The 19,284-nt window shown below is 60.2% G+C and carries 18 protein-coding genes; all 18 read left to right on the forward strand.

Annotated features, from left to right (window positions below; all coding sequences use genetic code 11):
* Positions 1-98 precede the first annotated feature (98 nt).
* Entirely contained in the window at positions 99-1,034 is a 936-nt protein-coding gene (locus GUY40_RS12505; RefSeq protein ID WP_166569296.1) for a ketoacyl-ACP synthase III, read from the forward strand.
* A 559-nt stretch (positions 1,035-1,593) separates the two neighbouring features.
* Complete coding sequence (locus tag GUY40_RS12510; RefSeq protein ID WP_166569255.1) at positions 1,594-1,899, forward strand: hypothetical protein; 306 nt, start codon at positions 1,594-1,596, stop codon at positions 1,897-1,899.
* A gap of 367 nt (positions 1,900-2,266) precedes the next feature.
* Entirely contained in the window at positions 2,267-3,946 is a 1,680-nt protein-coding gene (locus GUY40_RS12515; protein ID WP_166569256.1) for a flagellin, read from the forward strand.
* 77 nt (positions 3,947-4,023) lie between these two features.
* Complete coding sequence (locus GUY40_RS12520) at positions 4,024-4,365, forward strand: flagellar protein FlaG (protein ID WP_166569257.1); 342 nt, start codon at positions 4,024-4,026, stop codon at positions 4,363-4,365.
* Between the two features lie 80 nt (positions 4,366-4,445).
* Positions 4,446-5,807: a flagellar filament capping protein FliD gene (gene fliD, locus GUY40_RS12525; protein ID WP_166569258.1), complete on the forward strand. Its 1,362-nt coding sequence runs from the start codon at positions 4,446-4,448 to the stop codon at positions 5,805-5,807.
* Positions 5,808-5,966: 159 nt separating this feature from the next.
* The gene (gene fliS / locus GUY40_RS12530) at positions 5,967-6,362 is read left to right on the forward strand and encodes a flagellar export chaperone FliS (protein WP_166569259.1); all 396 of its coding nucleotides are present in this window, start codon (positions 5,967-5,969) and stop codon (positions 6,360-6,362) included.
* Between the two features lie 27 nt (positions 6,363-6,389).
* Positions 6,390-6,683, forward strand: a complete 294-nt coding sequence (fliT, locus tag GUY40_RS12535; RefSeq protein WP_166569260.1) for a flagellar protein FliT — start codon at positions 6,390-6,392, stop codon at positions 6,681-6,683.
* Between the two features lie 169 nt (positions 6,684-6,852).
* Complete coding sequence (locus GUY40_RS12540) at positions 6,853-8,328, forward strand: sigma-54 dependent transcriptional regulator (protein ID WP_166569261.1); 1,476 nt, start codon at positions 6,853-6,855, stop codon at positions 8,326-8,328.
* Between the two features lie 287 nt (positions 8,329-8,615).
* Positions 8,616-9,824, forward strand: a complete 1,209-nt coding sequence (locus tag GUY40_RS12545) for an ATP-binding protein (RefSeq protein WP_166569262.1) — start codon at positions 8,616-8,618, stop codon at positions 9,822-9,824.
* 5 nt (positions 9,825-9,829) lie between these two features.
* A complete protein-coding gene (locus GUY40_RS12550; RefSeq protein ID WP_371924798.1) occupies positions 9,830-11,185 on the forward strand; it encodes a sigma-54-dependent transcriptional regulator in 1,356 nt (451 codons plus the stop codon).
* A 100-nt stretch (positions 11,186-11,285) separates the two neighbouring features.
* Positions 11,286-11,615 (forward strand): flagellar hook-basal body complex protein FliE, encoded by a 330-nt coding sequence (gene fliE, locus GUY40_RS12555; RefSeq protein WP_166569264.1) that lies wholly within the window; start codon positions 11,286-11,288, stop codon positions 11,613-11,615.
* Between the two features lie 15 nt (positions 11,616-11,630).
* On the forward strand, positions 11,631-13,415 hold the full coding sequence (fliF, locus tag GUY40_RS12560; RefSeq protein ID WP_166569265.1) for a flagellar basal-body MS-ring/collar protein FliF: 1,785 nt from the start codon (positions 11,631-11,633) through the stop codon (positions 13,413-13,415).
* Positions 13,408-14,427 (forward strand): flagellar motor switch protein FliG, encoded by a 1,020-nt coding sequence (gene fliG, locus GUY40_RS12565; RefSeq protein ID WP_166569266.1) that lies wholly within the window; start codon positions 13,408-13,410, stop codon positions 14,425-14,427. Before fliF ends, fliG begins: the two co-directional genes overlap by 8 nt.
* 176 nt (positions 14,428-14,603) lie before the next feature.
* Entirely contained in the window at positions 14,604-15,365 is a 762-nt protein-coding gene (gene fliH / locus GUY40_RS12570) for a flagellar assembly protein FliH (protein ID WP_166569267.1), read from the forward strand.
* Entirely contained in the window at positions 15,355-16,713 is a 1,359-nt protein-coding gene (gene fliI, locus GUY40_RS12575; RefSeq protein WP_166569268.1) for a flagellar protein export ATPase FliI, read from the forward strand. The genes fliH and fliI overlap by 11 nt, the downstream gene beginning before the upstream one ends.
* Before the next feature lie 6 nt (positions 16,714-16,719).
* Positions 16,720-17,172, forward strand: a complete 453-nt coding sequence (gene fliJ, locus GUY40_RS12580; protein WP_166569269.1) for a flagellar export protein FliJ — start codon at positions 16,720-16,722, stop codon at positions 17,170-17,172.
* An 86-nt stretch (positions 17,173-17,258) separates the two neighbouring features.
* Positions 17,259-17,564, forward strand: a complete 306-nt coding sequence (locus GUY40_RS12585) for an STAS domain-containing protein (protein ID WP_166569270.1) — start codon at positions 17,259-17,261, stop codon at positions 17,562-17,564.
* 7 nt (positions 17,565-17,571) lie between these two features.
* On the forward strand, positions 17,572-19,275 hold the full coding sequence (locus GUY40_RS12590; protein ID WP_166569271.1) for a fused response regulator/phosphatase: 1,704 nt from the start codon (positions 17,572-17,574) through the stop codon (positions 19,273-19,275).
* Positions 19,276-19,284: the final 9 nt, after the last annotated feature.

Here is a 19,284-nt window from a genome sequence, read left to right on the forward strand (position 1 = left end):
ACGCCGCCTATGCCAGGCGAGGTTTTATCCCGTTTTTTTCGGCGCCCCTCAATTCACGCGAGTGGTGATCTTCAGCTGTTTATTATTGGGAAGCCATGATGATTGGCATAAAAAGCATAGCGAGTTACGTGCCTGCTCAAGGCCTTGATAACTACGCCCAGGGTGCCAAGTTCGAGAAGGACGAAGAGTTCATTCTGGGCAAGATCGGCTCGGCCTTTCTGCCCCGCAAGGAAGCCACTCAGGAAACTTCCGACCTGTGCGTCGAGGCGGTCAACGCCTTGTTCGCCCTCAATCCGCAACTTTCGCGCGAATCGATTGACGCGCTGATCGTCGTCACCCAGAACGGTGACGAAGAGGGCTTGCCGCACACCGCCGCCATCGTCCAGGACAAACTGGGCCTGCCGACCTGCGTGGCGGCTTTCGACATTTCCCTGGGCTGCTCGGGCTACGTCTACGGCATCTACGCCCTGAAGGGTTTCATGGAAGCCGCCGGCCTGAAGAACGGCCTGCTGGTGACCGCCGACCCGTACTCGAAAATCGTCGACCCGGAAGACCGCAACACCACCATGCTGTTCGGCGACGCGGCCACCGCCACCTGGATGGGCGAAGACGCGCCCTGGCAGCTGGGCAAGGCCAAGTTCGGCACCGACGGTTCGGGTGCACCGCACCTGAAAGTCAGCGACGGCGTGTTCTTCATGAACGGCCGCCAGGTCTTCAACTTCGCCCTGCTCAAAGTGCCTGCGCACCTGCGCGAACTGCTGGACGAATCGGGTCTGAAATCCGACGACATCGACGCCTTCTGCATCCACCAGGGCAGCGCCGCCATCGTCGACGCCGTGGCCCGTCGCTTTGAAGAACAGCCTGAGCAGCAAGAGAAGTTCATCAAGGACATGGTCGAGACCGGCAACACCGTGTCGTCGAGCATTCCGCTGCTGCTGGAAAAGCACGTGCTCGACGCCTCCTGGAAGCGTGTTGCACTGAGCGGCTTTGGTGTAGGCCTGTCGTGGGGCTCGGCGATCATCTATCGCCCGTGACCTGCTGACGGCACAAAAAAAGGCGCGCTTGCTGAACGGCAAGCGCGCTTTTTTATTGCTCAAATTATCAAACTGGCTCGAGCTCTTTGTAGGAGCGGACCCGGCCGCGATGGGCTGCGAAGCGGCCCCCGGGGCCCGTGAAATCTACAGCGGAGGTCGCGCCTGCGGTAGGTATCAGAATTGCCGGGGGTGCTTCGCACCCCATCGCGGCCAGGTCCGCTCCTACAATGTTCGGCGTCGCCGATCGCTATCCAATTCGGAAAACAACGTAAGCAAATATGCACAGATCTGGCGCGAACATGGTCCTAAGACCTATCCTACGCGGTCTGTCGCCGCCGTGAGGATTGTGCCCGGGAAGCTCTGCCACTAGGCTTTTGCGGTCGCTGAATGTTCAGCGATCGGGTGTGGTAACCCGGCACTGACTTGCTGCCTTTATGGCGGCTGTACGCGGGAGAGCTTCGGCTCTGCCGGGTTGGTCTCTGCCGGTTTACCACCCCGCGTACAGCTGCCACCCATCGTGTGGTAACGACTGGATGACGGCCCAATTGTAGAGACTACTATGAAAAAAATTGTTCCAGACCCTCCAAAGAAAGTCCTCGCCAAAACCGTCAAAATGCCTTTCGACACCTGCGACGCAGGCCACATGCCGCTGCTCGCCGTCCAGCCTGGCATCGACGCCGAAGACGCCCTGATCCACGTCGCGCTCTATCTGCAATGCGGCATCGACACCCAATACAAAGTCATCGAACAAGCCCCCAGCCAATGCAAGAGCCTGGCCTTCACCAGCCTGCATTCCATGGAAATGGCCAAAGGTGTCGTTGAAGCCGTCCTGGGCGGAATGAAGCGCGGCGATCCCGGCACCTGAACGTAGGCGCCCCTAAAAGCTTCGCAGGCAAGCCTTGCTCCTACAGAGTCCTGCACACGATTTGCGGGGCATTTGTAGGAGCAAGGCTTGCCTGCGAAGGCCACACCGCAATCCAACGCCGTACCCGCACCCCAAATCGCTTTTGTGACACACCGCACATTCCCAATCCAGCACACCTGCACACCTGCGCACCTCTCACCGCTAACCCCTTTGTTTTCCGGGCAGTGGCCTGGTGATGGCAATTTTTTTCAAAAAATCCCTCAAGCAACCTGCAAAGCCGACGATAAACACTACGAAGGTTCTCTAGGCCACACCCGGCGGGTGCCAGGGCCGGAAGCCGCAGCACCCATCCAACGAGGATTTCGTCATGGCTTTAACCGTAAACACTAACATCACGTCCCTGGGCGTTCAGAAGAACCTGAACAAGGCTGCCGACTCGCTGTCGACCTCCATGAGCCGCCTGTCCTCGGGCCTGAAAATCAACAGCGCTAAAGACGACGCCGCTGGCCTGCAAATCGCCAACCGTCTGACCAGCCAGATCAAAGGTCTATCGGTTGCTGTTAAGAACGCAAACGACGGTATTTCCATCGCGCAGACCGCTGAAGGCGCGATGCAAGAAACCACCAGCATCCTGCAGCGTATGCGTGAGCTGGCTCTGCAATCGGCGAACGGCTCGAACAGCGACGAAGATCGCAATTCTCTGCAACAAGAATTCACCGCGCTGACCGGTGAGCTGAACCGTATCTCCAGCACTACAACTTTTGGTGGTCGTAACCTGCTGGATGGTTCCTTCTCCAGCACAAGCTTCCAAGTCGGCTCCAGCGCAAACGAAACTATTTCGTTTGGCATGGGTGATATCAGTGCTACCGGTTTGAAAGGTACTTACAGTGAAGCGAAAGTAGCTGGTACTTCTCTGACTGGCATGAATGCCACGGTGACTGGTTCGGCTTTGACTGGTCCAAGTGTCACAGGTTCGGTACTTGCTGACACCATGAGGGCCGGTGGAACCGGTCTTATTGCTGCTGATGCTGGTGTCCTCACCGTCAACGGTAAAACCGTAAACCTGCTTACAGGTGATACCGGTGATGTGATTGCATCTCGGATCAACGCTGATACAACAATTGGCGCAACCGCTGCTTGGGATGATCAAGCTAAGACGCTTACTGTTACATCAGACACTACTGCTGATCTCGTCATTGGTGGGGCTAAAGTTGCATCTGCAGGCCTGGCTGCTGCCACTACACCACTTAGTGTGCCTAAGGCAGGTGCAATTGAGGTTAATGGTCAAGCCATTGCTTGGACCGCAGGCGCAACGGTTGCTAGTGTTCTTACTGCAATCAAAACTGCACCAGGTATTCAAGATGCAGTCCTGAATAGTGAAGGTCGTATCGAGCTGACCTCTAAAGATGGATATAGCGGTGTTGATATATCGGACAAAACTGGTGGGTCGTTGGCGCAATTGGGGTTGACCGCAGGTGCGACCACCTCGAAGCTGAAAGCTGATACTTCTGTGACTATCAATAATATTGAAGTTAAATTCAATAAAGGTGACGATATGGAAGCTATCGTTTCTGCAATAAATAGCTCCAGCACAGGTGTTACTGCTACTAAGAATAGTAATGGTAACCTGGCGCTTTCTGCCGACAAAAATATCGCTATCGCCGCAGGTAGTAAGGGTTCCCCTGCTAGCTTGGGCTTGACTGCTGCGACCACTGACGCAGTGACCATGGATACCAAGGTTTCCAACTTGAGTATTCTGGATGCGGCAAGTTCGCAGCAAGCGATTCAGGCCTTGGACGGTGCAATCGAACAAGTAGATAGCCAGCGCGCTCAGCTTGGTGCGGTCCAAAACCGTTTTGATAGCACTGTATCCAACCTGCAGAGCATTTCCGAAAACTCCACTGCTGCTCGCAGCCGTGTTCAGGATGCCGACTTCGCATCGGAAACTGCCGAGCTGACCAAGCAACAAACCCTGCAGCAAGCCTCCACCGCTATCCTGTCTCAGGCTAACCAACTGCCATCATCGGTTCTGAAGCTGCTTCAGTAATCTCGGCACCTGGTAATTGACGGAAGGGCGCGTCGATGCGCGCCCTTCCGTTTTTACGTTTGTGAGGGGTGATGGTCATGGACATGAGCGTCAAGCTAAATCTGTCTTACCCTGCGCCGGTTGCGCAAGATGGTCCGTCGGTCAAGCCCGGGGTGGCCCTTATACAGGCTGCGGTCGAAGAGACCGAGAAGCCTGAGCGGCTCGAGCTGGAAAAAGCAGTTAAAGATATTCAGGATTACGCCCAGGCGACTCGGCGCCAGCTGGATTTCTCGATCGACGACTCGACCGGCCAAGTAGTGGTCAAGGTTATCGCCACTCAGAGTGGCGAAGTCGTGCGGCAAATTCCCTCGGAAACAGCTCTCAAGCTTGCTCAGAGCTTGAATAATGGCGGCAGCCTGTTGTTCGACGAGCAGGCGTAGTTGGCACAAGAATTGTTGGGACGCTGCTTTGTGTCGTCTTTCGTCAATAAAGCGGCGGCCACCGAATAAGGAGAGTGAAGATGGCAGGTACAACCGTCAGCGGTATCGGTTCAGGGATCGACACACAGTCGATCGTGACAGCGTTGGTCAACTCTGAGAAGGCGCCAAAGCAGGCACAGATCGATGCCCAGACTAAGACAGCCACGACTAGTTTGTCAGCCATCGGCACTATCAAAAGCGCACTGGATGCTTATCGGACTGCAATCGACAAGCTCAACACCACGACAAACTTCAGTGGTTTGACTGGGGCTTCTTCGGATAAGGATGTCGCGAAGGTTACGGTGGGTGATGCCGCATCCAGTGGCAACTACAGCCTCGAAATCACTCAATTGGCAACAGCTTCCAAGATTGCCAGTCAGGTATATGCGGGCGGTGCCAAGTCAGTAGTCAATGACACCGGATCTTCGACCACGCTTACGATTGGACAGGGTGATGCCACCTATAGCGCGACGATCGCTGCAGGCGCGACGTTGGAAGAAGCTCGTGAATCGATTAATAGCCAGTTGCAGGGCAAGGGTATCAGCGCCAACGTGCTGACAGATGCTTCAGGCTCGCGGCTGGTATTTACCTCGACCAAAATGGGAGCGGGTACAGAGCTCACGCTGGGTGGTGGCTCCGAATTGGCCTCGGACTTCACCATAGTTGCGACGCCGCAAAACGCTAAGTACAAGCTTGATTCGATGGAGCTGGAAGCGAACTCCAATACTGTCACCGAGGCGGTCAGCGGTCTGACAATCGAACTGACGAAAGAGGGGAAATCGACCCTTTCGGTGGCGACCAGCACTGATACATTGAAAACATCGGTTCAATCTTTTGTCACCGCCTATAACACGCTGATGACTGCCATAAACGCCCAGACGAAAGTGACGGCGGGAACAGGGGGTAGTGACGCGCCGACTGCGGCTGCGCTGACCGGGGACGCCACTATGCGGGCGTTGGTTTCCACTATTCGCAGCGAGCTGACTAGTCCAAATGGGGCGGGAGCGCTTCAGACTTTGTCCCAGCTAGGCATCAACACGGTTCAAAAGACCGGTTTGCTTGAGCTCAATAGCACCAAGTGGGACAAGGCCGTCAAAACCTACGGCACCGATATTGCGGGCATGTTTACGGGAAAGAACGGGTTGCTCACTCGTATGAGCTCCATTACCGAGAACTACACCAAGACTAACGGTATTCTGGCCACCCGCCAGACAAACATCACCAATCAACTGTCCGATATCACTAAGGCCCAGGAAGCGCTCGATCGCCGGATCGAAACCATGACCACAACGCTATCGGCTAAATACAATGCCATGGATACCTTGGTCGCCCAGCTCAATGCCACGAGCTCCAGCATCATGACCACCCTCAATGCGCTAAACAAAGTCGACAGCGACAGTTGATTTCGACGTGTGTAAGAAGCCCGGTCGCGGTCGCCACTGGTGCCTCGGCTTTGTCATTTTAGCTTGGCAATTTCTTAAAGTTTTGTGCGAAACCGTCGATACAAAAGGTATGAGACGAGTTATTTCTCCCCACTATCCAAGCGTTAACGAGGTAGAACCATGCACCCGATGAAAGCCCTTCGGCAGTATCAGAAGGTCAACTCCCACGCACAGATATCCGAGGCCAGCCCGCACCGGCTGATCCAGATGTTGATGGAAGGTGGCCTGGATCGCATGGCCCAGGCCAAGGGCGCCTTCGCTCGTGGTGATATCGCCACCAAAGGCCTGATGCTCGGCAAGGCTGCCGACATCATGATCGGCCTGCGTGATGGTATCGATAAAGAAAAGGGCAGCGCCGAAGAGTTGGAGCGTTTGGACAGCCTGTACGAGTACATGACCAACCGCCTCATCGAAGCCAACCTGCGCAACGACATGGCCATAGTCGATGAAGTCATGGGCCTGCTCGTCACCATCAAGACCGGCTGGGACCAGATCGCCAATACCCCCATCGAGTAAACAACACCGCATCTCGAGGATTTCACCGTGAGTGCACTGCAACGTATCGAACAAACCCGCGATGCCCTGCTCGATGCATTGCATGCGCGCGACTGGCAAGCCATCAGCGAGCTGGACCTGGCCTGCCGAGAGTGTGTCGAAAAGGTGCTGGATGAGCAGCCGGTCAACGAGCAGCAGCTGCGTGAAAACCTCGAGGAGCTTCTCAACGTCTATCGGCAACTTATTGAAATAACTTCAGGTGAGCGTCAGGCCGCAGCCGACGAGATGTCGCACCTCAACCATGCGCAGAAGGCGACAAAGGTTTACCATTTGTTCCGCTGACAGGTTGATGCAAAAAATGTAACGCGCCATAAATTTGACTGTGTACACTTTTTTGACTTAACTAGTGGCTGTTTACCTACATCGGACGTCAATCTGTTACGCGACCGTTACGAAGTCCGAGCTTGCCCTGCCCGCAGGGTGCCGAGTTAACCAGGGAAGTTGCTATTGCATGTGGCGCGAGACAAAAATTCTGCTAATTGATGACGATAGCGTTCGCCGCCATGAATTGGCGGTGATTCTGAATTTTCTTGGGGAAGAAAATCTTGCCTGCGCGAGCCACGATTGGCAGCAGGTTGTATCGTCTTTGACGTCGAGTCGTGAAGTGCTCTGTGTCCTGATTGGGGCGGTCAATGCTCCGGGCAATCTACTTGGCTTGCTTAAGACAGTGGCTGGGTGGGATGAGTTCCTTCCGGTTTTGCTTTTTAATGAAAATTCTTCCGCCGACCTTCCTGAAGAGCTTCGCCGCCGGGTGCTTTCCAACCTGGAAATGCCCGCCAGCTACAGCAATCTGCTGGATTCCCTGCACCGTGCCCAGGTCTATCGCGAGATGTATGACCAGGCCCGCGAGCGTGGCCGCCAGCGTGAACCGAATCTGTTCCGCAGCCTGGTAGGCACCAGCCGTGCCATCCAGCATGTGCGGCAGATGATGCAGCAGGTTGCCGACACCGACGCCAGTGTGTTGATCCTGGGTGAGTCGGGCACCGGCAAGGAAGTGGTGGCGCGCAACCTGCACTACCATTCCAGCCGCCGCGACGCGCCGTTTGTTCCGGTCAACTGCGGGGCGATTCCGGCCGAGCTGCTGGAAAGCGAATTGTTCGGGCACGAGAAGGGCGCCTTCACCGGGGCCATCACCACCCGTGCCGGGCGTTTCGAGCTGGCCAACGGCGGTACGCTGTTCCTCGACGAAATCGGCGACATGCCGTTGCCGATGCAGGTCAAGCTGCTGCGCGTGCTGCAGGAGCGCACCTTCGAGCGGGTCGGCAGCAACAAGACCCAAAGCATCGATGTGCGCATCATTGCCGCGACCCACAAGAACCTCGAAAGCATGATCGAGGTCGGGACCTTCCGCGAAGACCTGTACTACCGCCTCAACGTATTCCCTATCGAGATGGCGCCGCTGCGTGAGCGCGTCGAAGATATTCCGTTACTGATGAACGAGCTGATCTCGCGCATGGAGCACGAGAAGCGCGGCTCGATCCGCTTCAATTCCGCTTCGATCATGTCCCTGTGCCGGCACGCCTGGCCGGGCAACGTCCGCGAATTGGCCAACCTGGTCGAGCGCATGGCGATCATGCATCCGTATGGCGTGATCGGTGTGGCGGAGCTGCCGAAAAAATTCCGTTACGTCGATGATGAAGACGAGCAGTTGGTCGACAACCTGCGTTCGGACCTGGAAGAGCGCGTGACCATCAATGGCCACAGTTCGGAATTCACCCCCGGCGCCCAGTTGCCGCCTGAAGGCCTGGACCTCAAGGATTACCTGGGCGGGCTGGAGCAGGGGCTGATCCAGCAGGCGCTCGACGACGCCAACGGCATCGTGGCGCGGGCTGCGGAACGCTTGCGGATTCGCCGTACCACGCTGGTGGAAAAAATGCGCAAATACGGCATGAGCCGGCGTGAGGGTGACGATCAGGCGGACGAGTAAACACCTGCCCGGCATCATTCTCTTGTAGGAGCGGACCTGGCCGCGATGGGTCGCGCAGCGGCCCCGGCGATCCTGGATACCGCACCTGCAACCTGCAACCTGCAACCTGCAACCTGCAACCTGCAACCTGCAACCTGCGCATAGGCATAGATGTCACTGGTTTCTGGGGCCGCTACGCGGCCCATCGCGGCCGGGTCCGCTCCTACAAGAGGTCGGCCCGGCACGGCTATTGCTAAAGCTCTCTGCAACGGACCGTTTTATGACGGTCAGCCATGAGAGAGAGCCCGATGCCACAGTCCGCCATTCTGATCTCCGATCCTCAGGAAGGGCCGCAGTCCGTGGAGCAGGCCAGTCGTCAGGGGCTTGAACAGGCCTTTGAGCTGTTCAGCCAGATGTCGGCCCAGCTCAGTGACTCCTACAACCTGCTCGAAGCCCGGGTCACCGAACTCAAGGGTGAGCTGGCGGTGGTCAGTGCGCAGCGCATGGCGGAGCTGGCCGAGAAGGAGCGCCTGGCCAATCGCTTGCAACACCTGCTCGACCTGCTGCCCGGCGGCGTGATTGTCATCGACGGCCAGGGCGTGGTGCGTGAGGCCAACCCCGCGGCTATCGACCTGCTCGGCCAGCCGCTGGTGGGCGAGTTGTGGCGTGCGGTGATTGCCCGCTGTTTTGCCCCGCGTGAGGATGACGGCCATGAAGTGTCGTTGCGTGATGGCCGTCGCCTGTCCATAGCAACCCGTTCGCTGGATGCCGAGCCCGGCCAGCTGGTGTTGCTCAATGACCTGACTGAAACCCGTCGTCTGCAGGATCAGCTGGCTCGCCATGAGCGGCTGTCATCGCTGGGGCGGATGGTCGCTTCCCTGGCTCATCAGATCCGCACGCCGCTGTCGGCGGCCATGCTCTATGCCGGCCACTTGAGCGAGCAGCCACTGCCTTTTGAAACCCAGCAGCGCTTTGCCATGCGCCTCAAGGAGCGCCTGCACGAACTGGAACATCAGGTCCGTGACATGCTGGTCTTCGCCCGCGGCGAGCTGCCAATGACGGATCGATTGACCCCGCGCGCCTTGTTCGAAGCCCTGGAGGTGGCAGCCCAGGCGCAGGTGCAAGGCCTGGCGGTGCGCTGGCAGTGCGACCCTGTGGCGGGGGAGCTGCTGTGCAATCGCGACACCCTGGTCGGCGCCTTGCTCAATCTGCTGGAAAACGCCATTCAGGCCAGCGGCCAGGCCGTGCGCCTGAAGGTCCATCTCTACGCCCGTGGGCAAACCCTGCACCTGTGCATCAGCGACAACGGCGCCGGTATCGAGCCCGCGACGCTGGCCCGTCTGGGCGAACCCTTCTTTACCACCAAGGCGACCGGCACCGGCTTGGGTGTGGCGGTGGTCATGGCCGTGGCCAAGGCGCATCAGGGCCGCCTGCGGTTGCGCTCGCGGGTTGGGCGCGGCACCTGCGCCCGGGTCGAGTTGCCGCTGATCGTGGCGCATCGGGAGGCGTTGTCGTGAACAACATCAAGGTCTTGCTGGTCGAGGATGACCGGGCCCTGCGCGAAGCGCTGGCTGACACTCTGGAGCTGGGTGGCTACCCGTATCACGCCGTAGCCTGCGCTGAGGATGCCTTGCTGGCCGTCGCCGAGCAGGCCTTTGGCCTGGTGATCAGTGACGTCAATATGCCGGGCATGGACGGCCATCGTTTGCTGGCGGCCTTGCGCGCCAGTCAGTCGCAGTTGCCGGTGTTGCTGATGACCGCCCATGGCGCGGTCGAGCGCGCGGTGGACGCCATGCGCCAGGGCGCGGTGGACTACCTGCTCAAGCCCTTCGAGCCGGCCACCTTGCTGGAACTGGTGGCCCGCCATGGCCTGGGTCGTGCGGCCCAGGGTGAAGGCGATGGGCCGGTGGCATTCGAGCCGGCCAGCGCCCAGTTGCTGGAGCTGGCCGCGCGGGTGGCACGCAGCGATTCCACGGTGTTGATCTCCGGCGAGTCCGGCACTGGCAAGGAAGTGCTGGCCCGTTACATCCACCAGCAATCGCCACGCGCCGACCAGCCGTTTATCGCCATCAACTGCGCCGCGATTCCCGACAACATGCTCGAAGCGACGCTGTTCGGCCACGAAAAGGGCTCGTTCACCGGTGCCATTGCCGCTCAGGCCGGCAAGTTCGAGCAAGCCGATGGCGGCACCCTGTTGCTCGATGAGATTTCCGAGATGCCGCTCGGCTTGCAGGCCAAGCTACTGCGCGTGTTGCAGGAGCGTGAAGTGGAGCGGGTAGGTGGGCGCAAGCCGATTGCCCTGGATATCCGCGTGGTCGCCACCACCAACCGCGACCTGGCGAGCGAAGTGGCGGCGGGGCGTTTCCGAGAGGACCTGTACTACCGTCTTTCCGTGTTTCCGCTGGCCTGGAAGCCGCTGCGCGAGCGCACGGCCGACATCCTGCCGTTGGCCGAGCGGCTGCTGGCCCACCACGTCAATAAAATGAAGCATGCCCCGGTACGCCTGTCGGCCGCGGCGCGCGATTGCCTGACCGCCTACCCGTGGCCGGGTAACGTCCGGGAGCTGGACAATGCCCTTCAGCGGGCGTTGATCCTGCAGCAGGGCGGGGTGATCGAAGCGGCAGACTTCTGCCTGGCAGGCGTGCCGACCCTGGCCAGCACGCCTGCGCCCCAAGCCGTCGTCGAGGCTCCGGCCGGCTTGGGCGACGACCTGCGCCAGCGCGAATTCCAGTTGATCGTCGACACCCTGCGCAGCGAGCGCGGGCGCCGCAAGGAGGCCGCCGAGCGCCTGGGTATCAGCCCGCGTACCTTGCGCTACAAGCTGGCGCAAATGCGTGACGCCGGCATGGACGTCGAAGCCTGTTTGTATGCAACCTGATACTTAAGGCTGTTACACGGAGATGGCACTCTTGTTGCTAACACCTGCGTGACGGCTGTGGGAAGCGTCAAAAAATTGCGGGCCGTCGGAGAGTTGATCAATGAGCCAAGGTGTTGAATTCAATCGCTTGATGTTGGACATGCGGGCCATGCAAATGGACGCCATGGCCCAGCCAAAATCAGCTGTGCAAGCGCCTGAAGTCGGCTCCAGCAGCTTTGCCGAGCTGCTTGGCCAGGCGGTCAACAAAGTCAACGACACCCAGCAGGCCTCCAGCCAATTGGCCACCGCCTTTGAAGTCGGCAAGAGCGGCGTCGACCTGACCGACGTGATGATCGCTTCGCAAAAAGCCAGTGTCTCATTCCAGGCCATCACCCAGGTTCGCAACAAATTGGTCCAGGCGTACCAGGACATCATGCAGATGCCGGTTTAAGGACGAGAGTGAGACATGGCAGACGCAGCGGTCGATAACGTCCCGGCAAAAGCTGGCGCAGGTGGCAAGCCGCCCCTGTTCGGGCTGAATATCCTCGACAACCTTTCCCAGATGACCATGTTGCGGCAGGTCGGCCTGATGGTCGGTCTGGCGGCCAGCGTGGCGATTGGTTTCGCCGTGGTGCTGTGGTCGCAACAGCCGGATTATCGTCCACTGATCGGCAGCCTGGCCGGCATGGACACCAAGCAGGTCATGGACACCCTGGCCGCTGCCGATATTGCCTACAACATCGAACCCAATTCCGGTGCCTTGCTGGTCAAGTCCGAGGACCTGGCGCGGGCACGCCTGAAGCTCGCCGCCGCAGGCGTTGCGCCCAGCGATGGCAGCATCGGCTTCGAGATCCTCGACAAAGACCAGGGCCTGGGTACCAGCCAGTTCATGGAAGCCACCCGCTACCGGCGCGGGCTGGAAGGCGAACTGGGGCGGACCATCGCCAGCCTGAACAACGTCAAGGCTGCCCGCGTGCACCTGGCCATTCCGAAAAGCTCGGTGTTCGTGCGCGATGAGCGCAAGCCCAGCGCCTCGGTGCTGGTCGAGTTGTACCAGGGCCGTTCGCTGGAGCCGGGCCAGGTCATGGCGATCGTCAATCTGGTGGCGGCCAGCGTACCGGAACTGACAAAGTCGCAAGTCACCGTGGTCGACCAGAAGGGCACCTTGCTCTCGGATCAGGCCGAAAACAACGAACTGGCCATGGCCGGCAAGCAGTTTGACTACAGCCGCCGCATGGAAAGCATGCTGACTCAGCGCGTGCACAACATCCTGCAACCGGTGCTGGGCAACGACCGTTACAAGGCTGAAGTGTCGGCCGACGTCGATTTCAGCGCGGTGGAATCCACCTCCGAGCAGTTCAACCCGGACCAGCCGGCGCTGCGCAGCGAGCAGTCGGTCAATGAGCAACGCTCCAGCAGCCTGGGCCCGCAGGGCGTGCCCGGTGCGCTGAGCAACCAGCCGCCCGGCCCGGCCACTGCGCCACAAACCACCGGTGGCGCTCAAGCCGCTGCAGGCATGGTGCAACCGGGCCAGCCGCTGCTCGACGCCAACGGCCAGCAAATCATGGACCCGGCCACCGGCCAGCCAATGCTGGCGCCATACCCGGCCGACAAGCGTCTGCAGTCCACCAGGAACTTCGAACTGGACCGCTCCATCAGCCACACCCGCCAGCAGCAAGGGCGCGTCAATCGATTGTCGGTGGCGGTGGTGGTCGACGACCAGGTCAAGATCAATCCGGCCAACGGCGAAACCACCCGGGCGCCATGGAGCGCCGACGAAATGGCGCGCTTTACCCGCCTGGTGCAGGACGCGGTCGGCTTCGATGCCAGCCGCGGCGACAGCGTCAGCGTGATCAACGTGCCATTTGCCGCCGACCGTGGCGAGGTGATTGCCGAGATTGCGTTTTACTCCCAGCCGTGGTTCTGGGACATCCTCAAGCAAGTGTTGGGCGTGGTCTTCATTCTGGCGCTGGTGTTCGGTGTGTTGCGCCCGGTGCTCAACAACATCACCGGCAACGGCAAGCAACAGGCCGGCAGCGGCATCGACGGCGACGTCGAGCTGGGCGGCATGGGCGGGCTGGATGGCGAGCTGGCAAACGACCGGGTCACCCTGGGCGGCCCGCAGAGCATCCTGCTGCCAAGTCCGAGCGAGGGCTATGATGCCCAGCTCAATGCAATCAAGAGTCTGGTGGCCGAGGACCCGGGTCGCGTGGCTCAGGTAGTCAAAGAGTGGATTAACTCCGATGAGTGATAACCGAGCCCTGACCGCCAAGCTGAGCAAGGTCGACAAGGCGGCGATCCTCTTGCTCTCGCTGGGCGAGACCGATGCGGCGCAGGTGCTGCGGCACATGGGCCCCAAGGAAGTCCAGCGCGTCGGGGTGGCCATGGCGCAAATGCGCAATATCCACCGCGAACAGGTTGAGCAGGTGATGTGCGAGTTCATCGAGGTCGTCGGTGACCAGACCAGCCTGGGCGTGGGTTCCGATGGCTATATCCGCAAGATGCTGACCCAGGCGTTGGGTGAGGACAAGGCCAACGGCCTGATCGACCGGATCCTGCTGGGCGGCAACACCAGTGGCCTGGACAGCCTCAAGTGGATGGAGCCGCGGGCCGTGGCCGATGTGATTCGCTACGAGCACCCGCAGATCCAGGCCATTGTGGTGGCTTACCTGGACCCGGATCAGGCCGGCGAAGTGCTCGGGCATTTCGATCAGAAGGCGCGGCTCGACATCATCTTGCGCGTGTCGTCGCTCAATACCGTGCAGCCGGCGGCACTGAAAGAATTGAACCAGATTCTCGAGAAGCAGTTCTCGGGCAACTCCAATTCTTCGCGTACCACCCTGGGCGGCATCAAGCGTGCGGCCGACATCATGAACTTCCTCGACAGCTCGACCGAAGGCCAGCTGATGGATGCGATTCGCGAGGTCGATGGCGACTTGTCCGAGCAAATCGAAGACTTGATGTTTGTCTTCAACAACCTCTCCGATGTTGACGATCGTGGTATTCAGGCGCTGCTGCGCGAAGTGTCTTCCGACGTGCTGGTGGTGGCCCTCAAGGGGGCCGACGAGAAGGTCAAGGACAAGGTCTTCAAGAACATGTCCAAGCGTGCCTCGGAGCTTTTGCGCGACGACCTGGAGGCCAAGGGCCCGGTGCGCGTCAGCGACGTCGAGACGGCGCAGAAGGAAATCCTCACCATTGCCCGGCGCATGGCCGAAGCCGGCGAGATCGTGCTGGGCGGCAAGGGTGGCGAGGAAATGATCTAAGCCCTGCGCAGCTACCCCGGATTGTTGACAAACCCCATGTGGGAGCGGATTTATCCGCGAATAGAATCGCTGCGGTTTATCAGGCATACCGTGTTGACTCTATTCGCGGATAAATCCGCTCCCACAGTCCAATCCAGCAGGTGGATTGGGCGAAATTTTGAAGAGTGCGTGGAATCATGTCGACCAACGAGCATTTGAGTGAGCTGATTCGCGCAGACGATATCGACGCCTTCGACCGCTGGGCGCTGCCCAGTTTCGACCCTGAAGTGCCGGAACCCGAACCCGAGCCTGTCGAAGAACTCCCGGAAGAAATCGAAGAAGTACCGCTGGAAGAAGTCCAGCCGCTGACCCTCGAAGAACTCGAAAGCATCCGTCAGGAAGCCTACAACGAGGGCTTCGCCACCGGCGAGAAAGAGGGCTTTCACAGCACCCAGCTCAAGGTCCGCCAGGAGGCCGAAACCGCGCTCAAGGCCCAACTGAACCGGCTTGAGCGGGTGATGCAAAACCTCTTCGAGCCCATCGCCGAGCAAGACACCCAGATCGAAAAATCCCTGGTCACCCTGGTCGGTCATATCACCCGCCAGGTGATCCAGCGTGAACTGCGTATCGACTCCAGCCAGATCGAGCACGTGCTGCGCGATGCCTTGAAGCTGCTGCCGATGGGCGCAAGCAACATTCGCCTGTTTATCAACCCGCAGGACTTCGAGCGGGTCAAGGCCCTGCGCGAACGCCATGAAGAACAGTGGCGGATCGTCGAGGATGAAAGCTTGCAGCCCGGTGGCTGCCGCATCGAGACCGAGCACAGCCGCATCGATGCCAGCATCGAGACGCGCATCGAACAGGCGCTGGCGCAGCTGTTCGACCAGCTGCACGATCAGGGCCTGCACCCGGCCACGCCGGACCTGCACATCGACGTGGACAGCCTCGATGCGCCTTGATCGCACCAGTTTCGGCAAGCGCTTGAGCTCCTACGCCGAGACCATCAACGTGCCCGCCCAGCCGGTGGTGGAAGGGCGGCTGCTGCGCATGGTCGGCCTGACGCTGGAGGCCGAAGGCCTGCGTGCCGCCATGGGCAGTCGTTGCCTGGTGATCAACGACGACAGCTACCACCCGATGCAGGTCGAGGCCGAGGTCATGGGCTTCTCCGGCAGCAAGGTGTTCCTGATGCCGGTCGGCAGTGTCGCTGGCATTGCCCCCGGCGCGCGGGTCGTGCCGCTGGCCGATAACGGCCGCCTGCCCATGGGCATGAGCATGTTGGGCCGGGTGCTCGACGGTGCCGGCCGAGCGCTGGACGGCAAGGGCGGGATGAAGGCCGAGGACTGGGTGCCGATGGACGGCCCGACCATCAACCCGCTCAAGCGCGACCCGATCCACCAACCGCTGGACGTGGGCATTCGCAGCATCAACGGTTTATTGACGGTCGGCCGCGGTCAGCGTCTGGGCCTGTTCGCCGGTACCGGTGTGGGTAAGTCGGTGCTGCTGGGGATGATGACCCGCTTTACCGAGGCCGACATCATCGTCGTCGGCCTGATCGGTGAGCGGGGCCGTGAGGTGAAGGAATTCATCGAGCACATCCTCGGCACCGAAGGCCTCAAGCGTTCGGTGGTGGTGGCATCGCCCGCCGACGATGCGCCGCTGATGCGTTTGCGCGCGGCCATGTACTGCACCCGGATCGCCGAATACTTTCGCGACAAGGGCAAGAACGTCCTGTTGCTGATGGATTCGCTGACCCGTTTTGCCCAGGCCCAGCGGGAAATCGCCCTCGCCATCGGCGAGCCACCGGCGACCAAGGGTTACCCGCCGTCGGTGTTCGCCAAGCTGCCGAAACTGGTGGAGCGGGCCGGCAATGCTGAGGCCGGCGGCGGCTCGATCACCGCGTTCTACACCGTGCTCTCCGAAGGCGATGACCAGCAGGACCCGATTGCCGACTCGGCGCGCGGTGTGCTTGACGGCCATATCGTGTTGTCGCGAAGGTTGGCTGAAGAGGGCCATTACCCGGCGATCGATATCGAAGCCTCGATCAGCCGGGTCATGCCGCAAGTGGTCAGCCCCGAGCAGATGACCCAGGCGCAACAATTCAAACAGCTCTGGTCGCGCCTGCAACAAAGCCGTGACTTGATCAGCGTCGGTGCCTACGTGGCCGGCGGCGACCGCGAAACCGACCTGGCCATCAGCTTGCAACCCAAGCTGGTTCACTTCTTGCGCCAAGGCCTGCACGACAACGTCAGCCTCGGGCAAAGCCGCGAACACTTGGCGTCGGTGTTTGCACCGGCGGCTTCGGGCTAATCGGCCATGGCTCAGTCAAGCCGCGCCTCGCGCCTGGCCCCGGTGGTGGAAATGGCCGAAAACGCCGAGCGCCAGGCCGCCCAGCGACTGGGGCAGTTCCAGCAGCAGGTCAATCTGGCCCAGGCCAAGCTGGCCGAGCTTGATCGCTTTCGCAGCGACTATCAGCAGCAGTGGATCAGCCAAGGCAGCCAGGGGGTTTCCGGGATGTGGCTGATGAACTACCAGCGCTTTCTCAATCAGCTGGAAACCGCCGTCGGCCAGCAGCAGCAAAGCCTGACCTGGCACCAGAACAACCTGAAAAACGCCCGCGGCACCTGGCAACAGGCCTATGCGCGGGTCGAGGGTTTGCGCAAACTGGTGCAACGCTATATCGATGAAGCGCGGCAGCTGGAGGACAAGCGCGAGCAAAAGCTGCTGGATGAACTTTCCCAGCGCCTGCCGCGCCACGACCGCTATTGATCAGGTATTTCGCCCGCTAGGTTGCTGCGATGGCGTGGCGGTGCTACACCTTCCACTGTCTGGAATTGCCGCAAGGAATCGCACTCATGGCTGTAGTCTCTGAGATTTCCCCGGATGGGAAAAAACTGACAATCGCAATCAAAGGACGTTTTGATTTTGGTCGTCATCAGGAGTTTCGCGAGTCTTACGAAAAACTGAACGCCACGCCCCAGTCGGTGATCATCGACTTGAAGGACGCTACTTACCTCGATAGTTCCGCGCTGGGCATGCTGCTGTTGCTGCGTGACCATGCCGGCGGCGATGAGTCCGATATCCGGGTGATCAACACCAGTTCGGACGTCCGAAAGATCCTGGCCATCTCCAATTTCGACAAGCTGTTCGATATCAACTGACAGCGCCATGCCAGGCTCTCAACCGCTGACGATCCTGATCGCCGAAGACAGCGCGGCCGATCGGCTGCTGCTGTGCACCATCGTGCGCAAGCAGGGGCACAGGGTGCTGACCGCTGAAAACGGCCATCAGGCCGTGGCCCTGTTCGCCGAGCAGCGCCCGCAGCTGGTGTTGCTCGATGCCATGATGCCGGTCATGGATGGCTTTGAAGCGGCGCGGCAGATCAAGGCGCTGGCCGGTGAATCTTTGGTGCCGATCATCTTTCTGACTTCCCTGAGCGAACGGGATGCGCTGGTGCGCAGTCTGGAGGCGGGCGGCGACGATTTTTTGGCGAAGCCTTACAACCCGGTCATACTCGCCGCCAAGATCAAGGCGATGGACCGTTTACGACGCCTGCAAGCCACGGTGATGGAACAGCGCGACCAGATCGCCCGCCACCACCATTATTTGCTCAACGAGCAGCGGGTGGCCAAGGCGGTGTTCGATCAGGTCGCCCATGCCGGCTGCCTGAGCGCGCCGAATATCCGCTACCTGCAATCACCCTATGCGCTGTTCAACGGTGACCTGCTGTTGGCCGCCTTCACGCCGACCGGCGATATGCACGTGCTGCTCGGCGACTTCACCGGCCACGGTTTGCCGGCCGCCGTCGGTGCCATGCCGCTGGCCGAGGTGTTCTACGGCATGACCGCCAAGGGCTACGGCCTGGCCCAGACCTTGCGCGAGATGAACGCCAAGCTCAATCGGATTCTGCCAGTCGACATGTTCTGCTGCGCCACCTTGCTGAACCTGAGCTTCCAGCGCCGGCTGGTGGAGGTCTGGAACGGTGGCATGCCGGACGGCTACCTGCAGCGTTCGGCCAGTGGCGAGCGGCTGCCACTGGTGTCGCGTCATCTGCCGCTGGGCATTTTGTCGCCCCAGCATTTTGACGATAAAACCGAGGTATTGCCGCTGGCGCTGGGCGACCGGATATTCCTGCTTTCCGATGGCGTGCTCGACACCCGTGCGCCGGGTGATGAGCTGTTTGGCGTCGAGCGCCTGCATCAGGTGTTGGCTGCCAATCGCCAGCCCGAACGCTTGTTCGTGGAAATCAGCCGGGCCTTGAGTGACTTTGGCGGGGAGTCACGGGACGATGTGAGCATGGTCGAGGTGACGATGGTCGAGCCGGACCGGCTGATGCCATCGCCGTTGATCTACTCCGATAGCGGCGCGTCGAGCCCGCTGGATTGGTCGATGAGTTTCGAATTTCGCGCCGAAACCCTCAAGCGCTTCAATCCTTTGCCGTACCTGTTGCAGCTGCTGCAGGAAATCCACGGCCTGCGGGCCCAGAGCGGCGCGCTCTACAGCGTACTGGCAGAACTGTATTCCAACGCGCTGGAACACGGCGTACTGGGGCTCGATTCAAGCCTCAAGCGCGATGCCGCAGGCTTTGCCACCTACTACAAGGAGCGTAACCGGCGCCTGGACGCCTTGAGCGGCGGCTATGTGCGCCTGCAGTTGCGGGTGGAACCCATCGGGCGTGGCGGCCGGCTGGTGATTGAAGTCAGTGACAGTGGCAAAGGCTTTGATGTGGGCGCAGTATTGGCGCGGCCGGTGATGGAACACGGCTTGTCGGGACGCGGTCTGAAACTGATCCGGCAATTGAGCCGCCAGGCCGACTGGGCCGACGACGGGCGCACTGCGCGCGTGGAGTTTGCCTGGGGGGCTCTGGCATAATCGGTACTT

It is taken from the genome of Pseudomonas sp. R5(2019), assembly GCF_009905435.1.
In the GTDB taxonomy this organism is placed as follows: Bacteria; Pseudomonadota; Gammaproteobacteria; order Pseudomonadales; family Pseudomonadaceae; genus Aquipseudomonas.

What these genes read in the sequence shown, in the direction of transcription:
- fliF (WP_166569265.1), top strand. Translation starts at nt 11,631, where the DNA reads ATGGCAGACGCAGCGGTCGATAACGTCCCGGCAAAAGCTGGCGCAGGT.
- GUY40_RS12590 (WP_166569271.1), top strand. Translation starts at nt 17,572, where the DNA reads ATGCCAGGCTCTCAACCGCTGACGATCCTGATCGCCGAAGACAGCGCG.
- GUY40_RS12540 (WP_166569261.1), top strand. Translation starts at nt 6,853, where the DNA reads ATGTGGCGCGAGACAAAAATTCTGCTAATTGATGACGATAGCGTTCGC.
- fliG (WP_166569266.1), top strand. Translation starts at nt 13,408, where the DNA reads ATGAGTGATAACCGAGCCCTGACCGCCAAGCTGAGCAAGGTCGACAAG.
- GUY40_RS12505 (WP_166569296.1), top strand. Translation starts at nt 99, where the DNA reads ATGATTGGCATAAAAAGCATAGCGAGTTACGTGCCTGCTCAAGGCCTT.
- GUY40_RS12510 (WP_166569255.1), top strand. Translation starts at nt 1,594, where the DNA reads ATGAAAAAAATTGTTCCAGACCCTCCAAAGAAAGTCCTCGCCAAAACC.
- fliH (WP_166569267.1), top strand. Translation starts at nt 14,604, where the DNA reads ATGTCGACCAACGAGCATTTGAGTGAGCTGATTCGCGCAGACGATATC.
- GUY40_RS12545 (WP_166569262.1), top strand. Translation starts at nt 8,616, where the DNA reads ATGCCACAGTCCGCCATTCTGATCTCCGATCCTCAGGAAGGGCCGCAG.
- fliS (WP_166569259.1), top strand. Translation starts at nt 5,967, where the DNA reads ATGCACCCGATGAAAGCCCTTCGGCAGTATCAGAAGGTCAACTCCCAC.
- GUY40_RS12520 (WP_166569257.1), top strand. Translation starts at nt 4,024, where the DNA reads ATGGACATGAGCGTCAAGCTAAATCTGTCTTACCCTGCGCCGGTTGCG.
- GUY40_RS12515 (WP_166569256.1), top strand. Translation starts at nt 2,267, where the DNA reads ATGGCTTTAACCGTAAACACTAACATCACGTCCCTGGGCGTTCAGAAG.
- fliD (WP_166569258.1), top strand. Translation starts at nt 4,446, where the DNA reads ATGGCAGGTACAACCGTCAGCGGTATCGGTTCAGGGATCGACACACAG.
- GUY40_RS12585 (WP_166569270.1), top strand. Translation starts at nt 17,259, where the DNA reads ATGGCTGTAGTCTCTGAGATTTCCCCGGATGGGAAAAAACTGACAATC.
- fliE (WP_166569264.1), top strand. Translation starts at nt 11,286, where the DNA reads ATGAGCCAAGGTGTTGAATTCAATCGCTTGATGTTGGACATGCGGGCC.
- fliI (WP_166569268.1), top strand. Translation starts at nt 15,355, where the DNA reads ATGCGCCTTGATCGCACCAGTTTCGGCAAGCGCTTGAGCTCCTACGCC.
- fliJ (WP_166569269.1), top strand. Translation starts at nt 16,720, where the DNA reads ATGGCTCAGTCAAGCCGCGCCTCGCGCCTGGCCCCGGTGGTGGAAATG.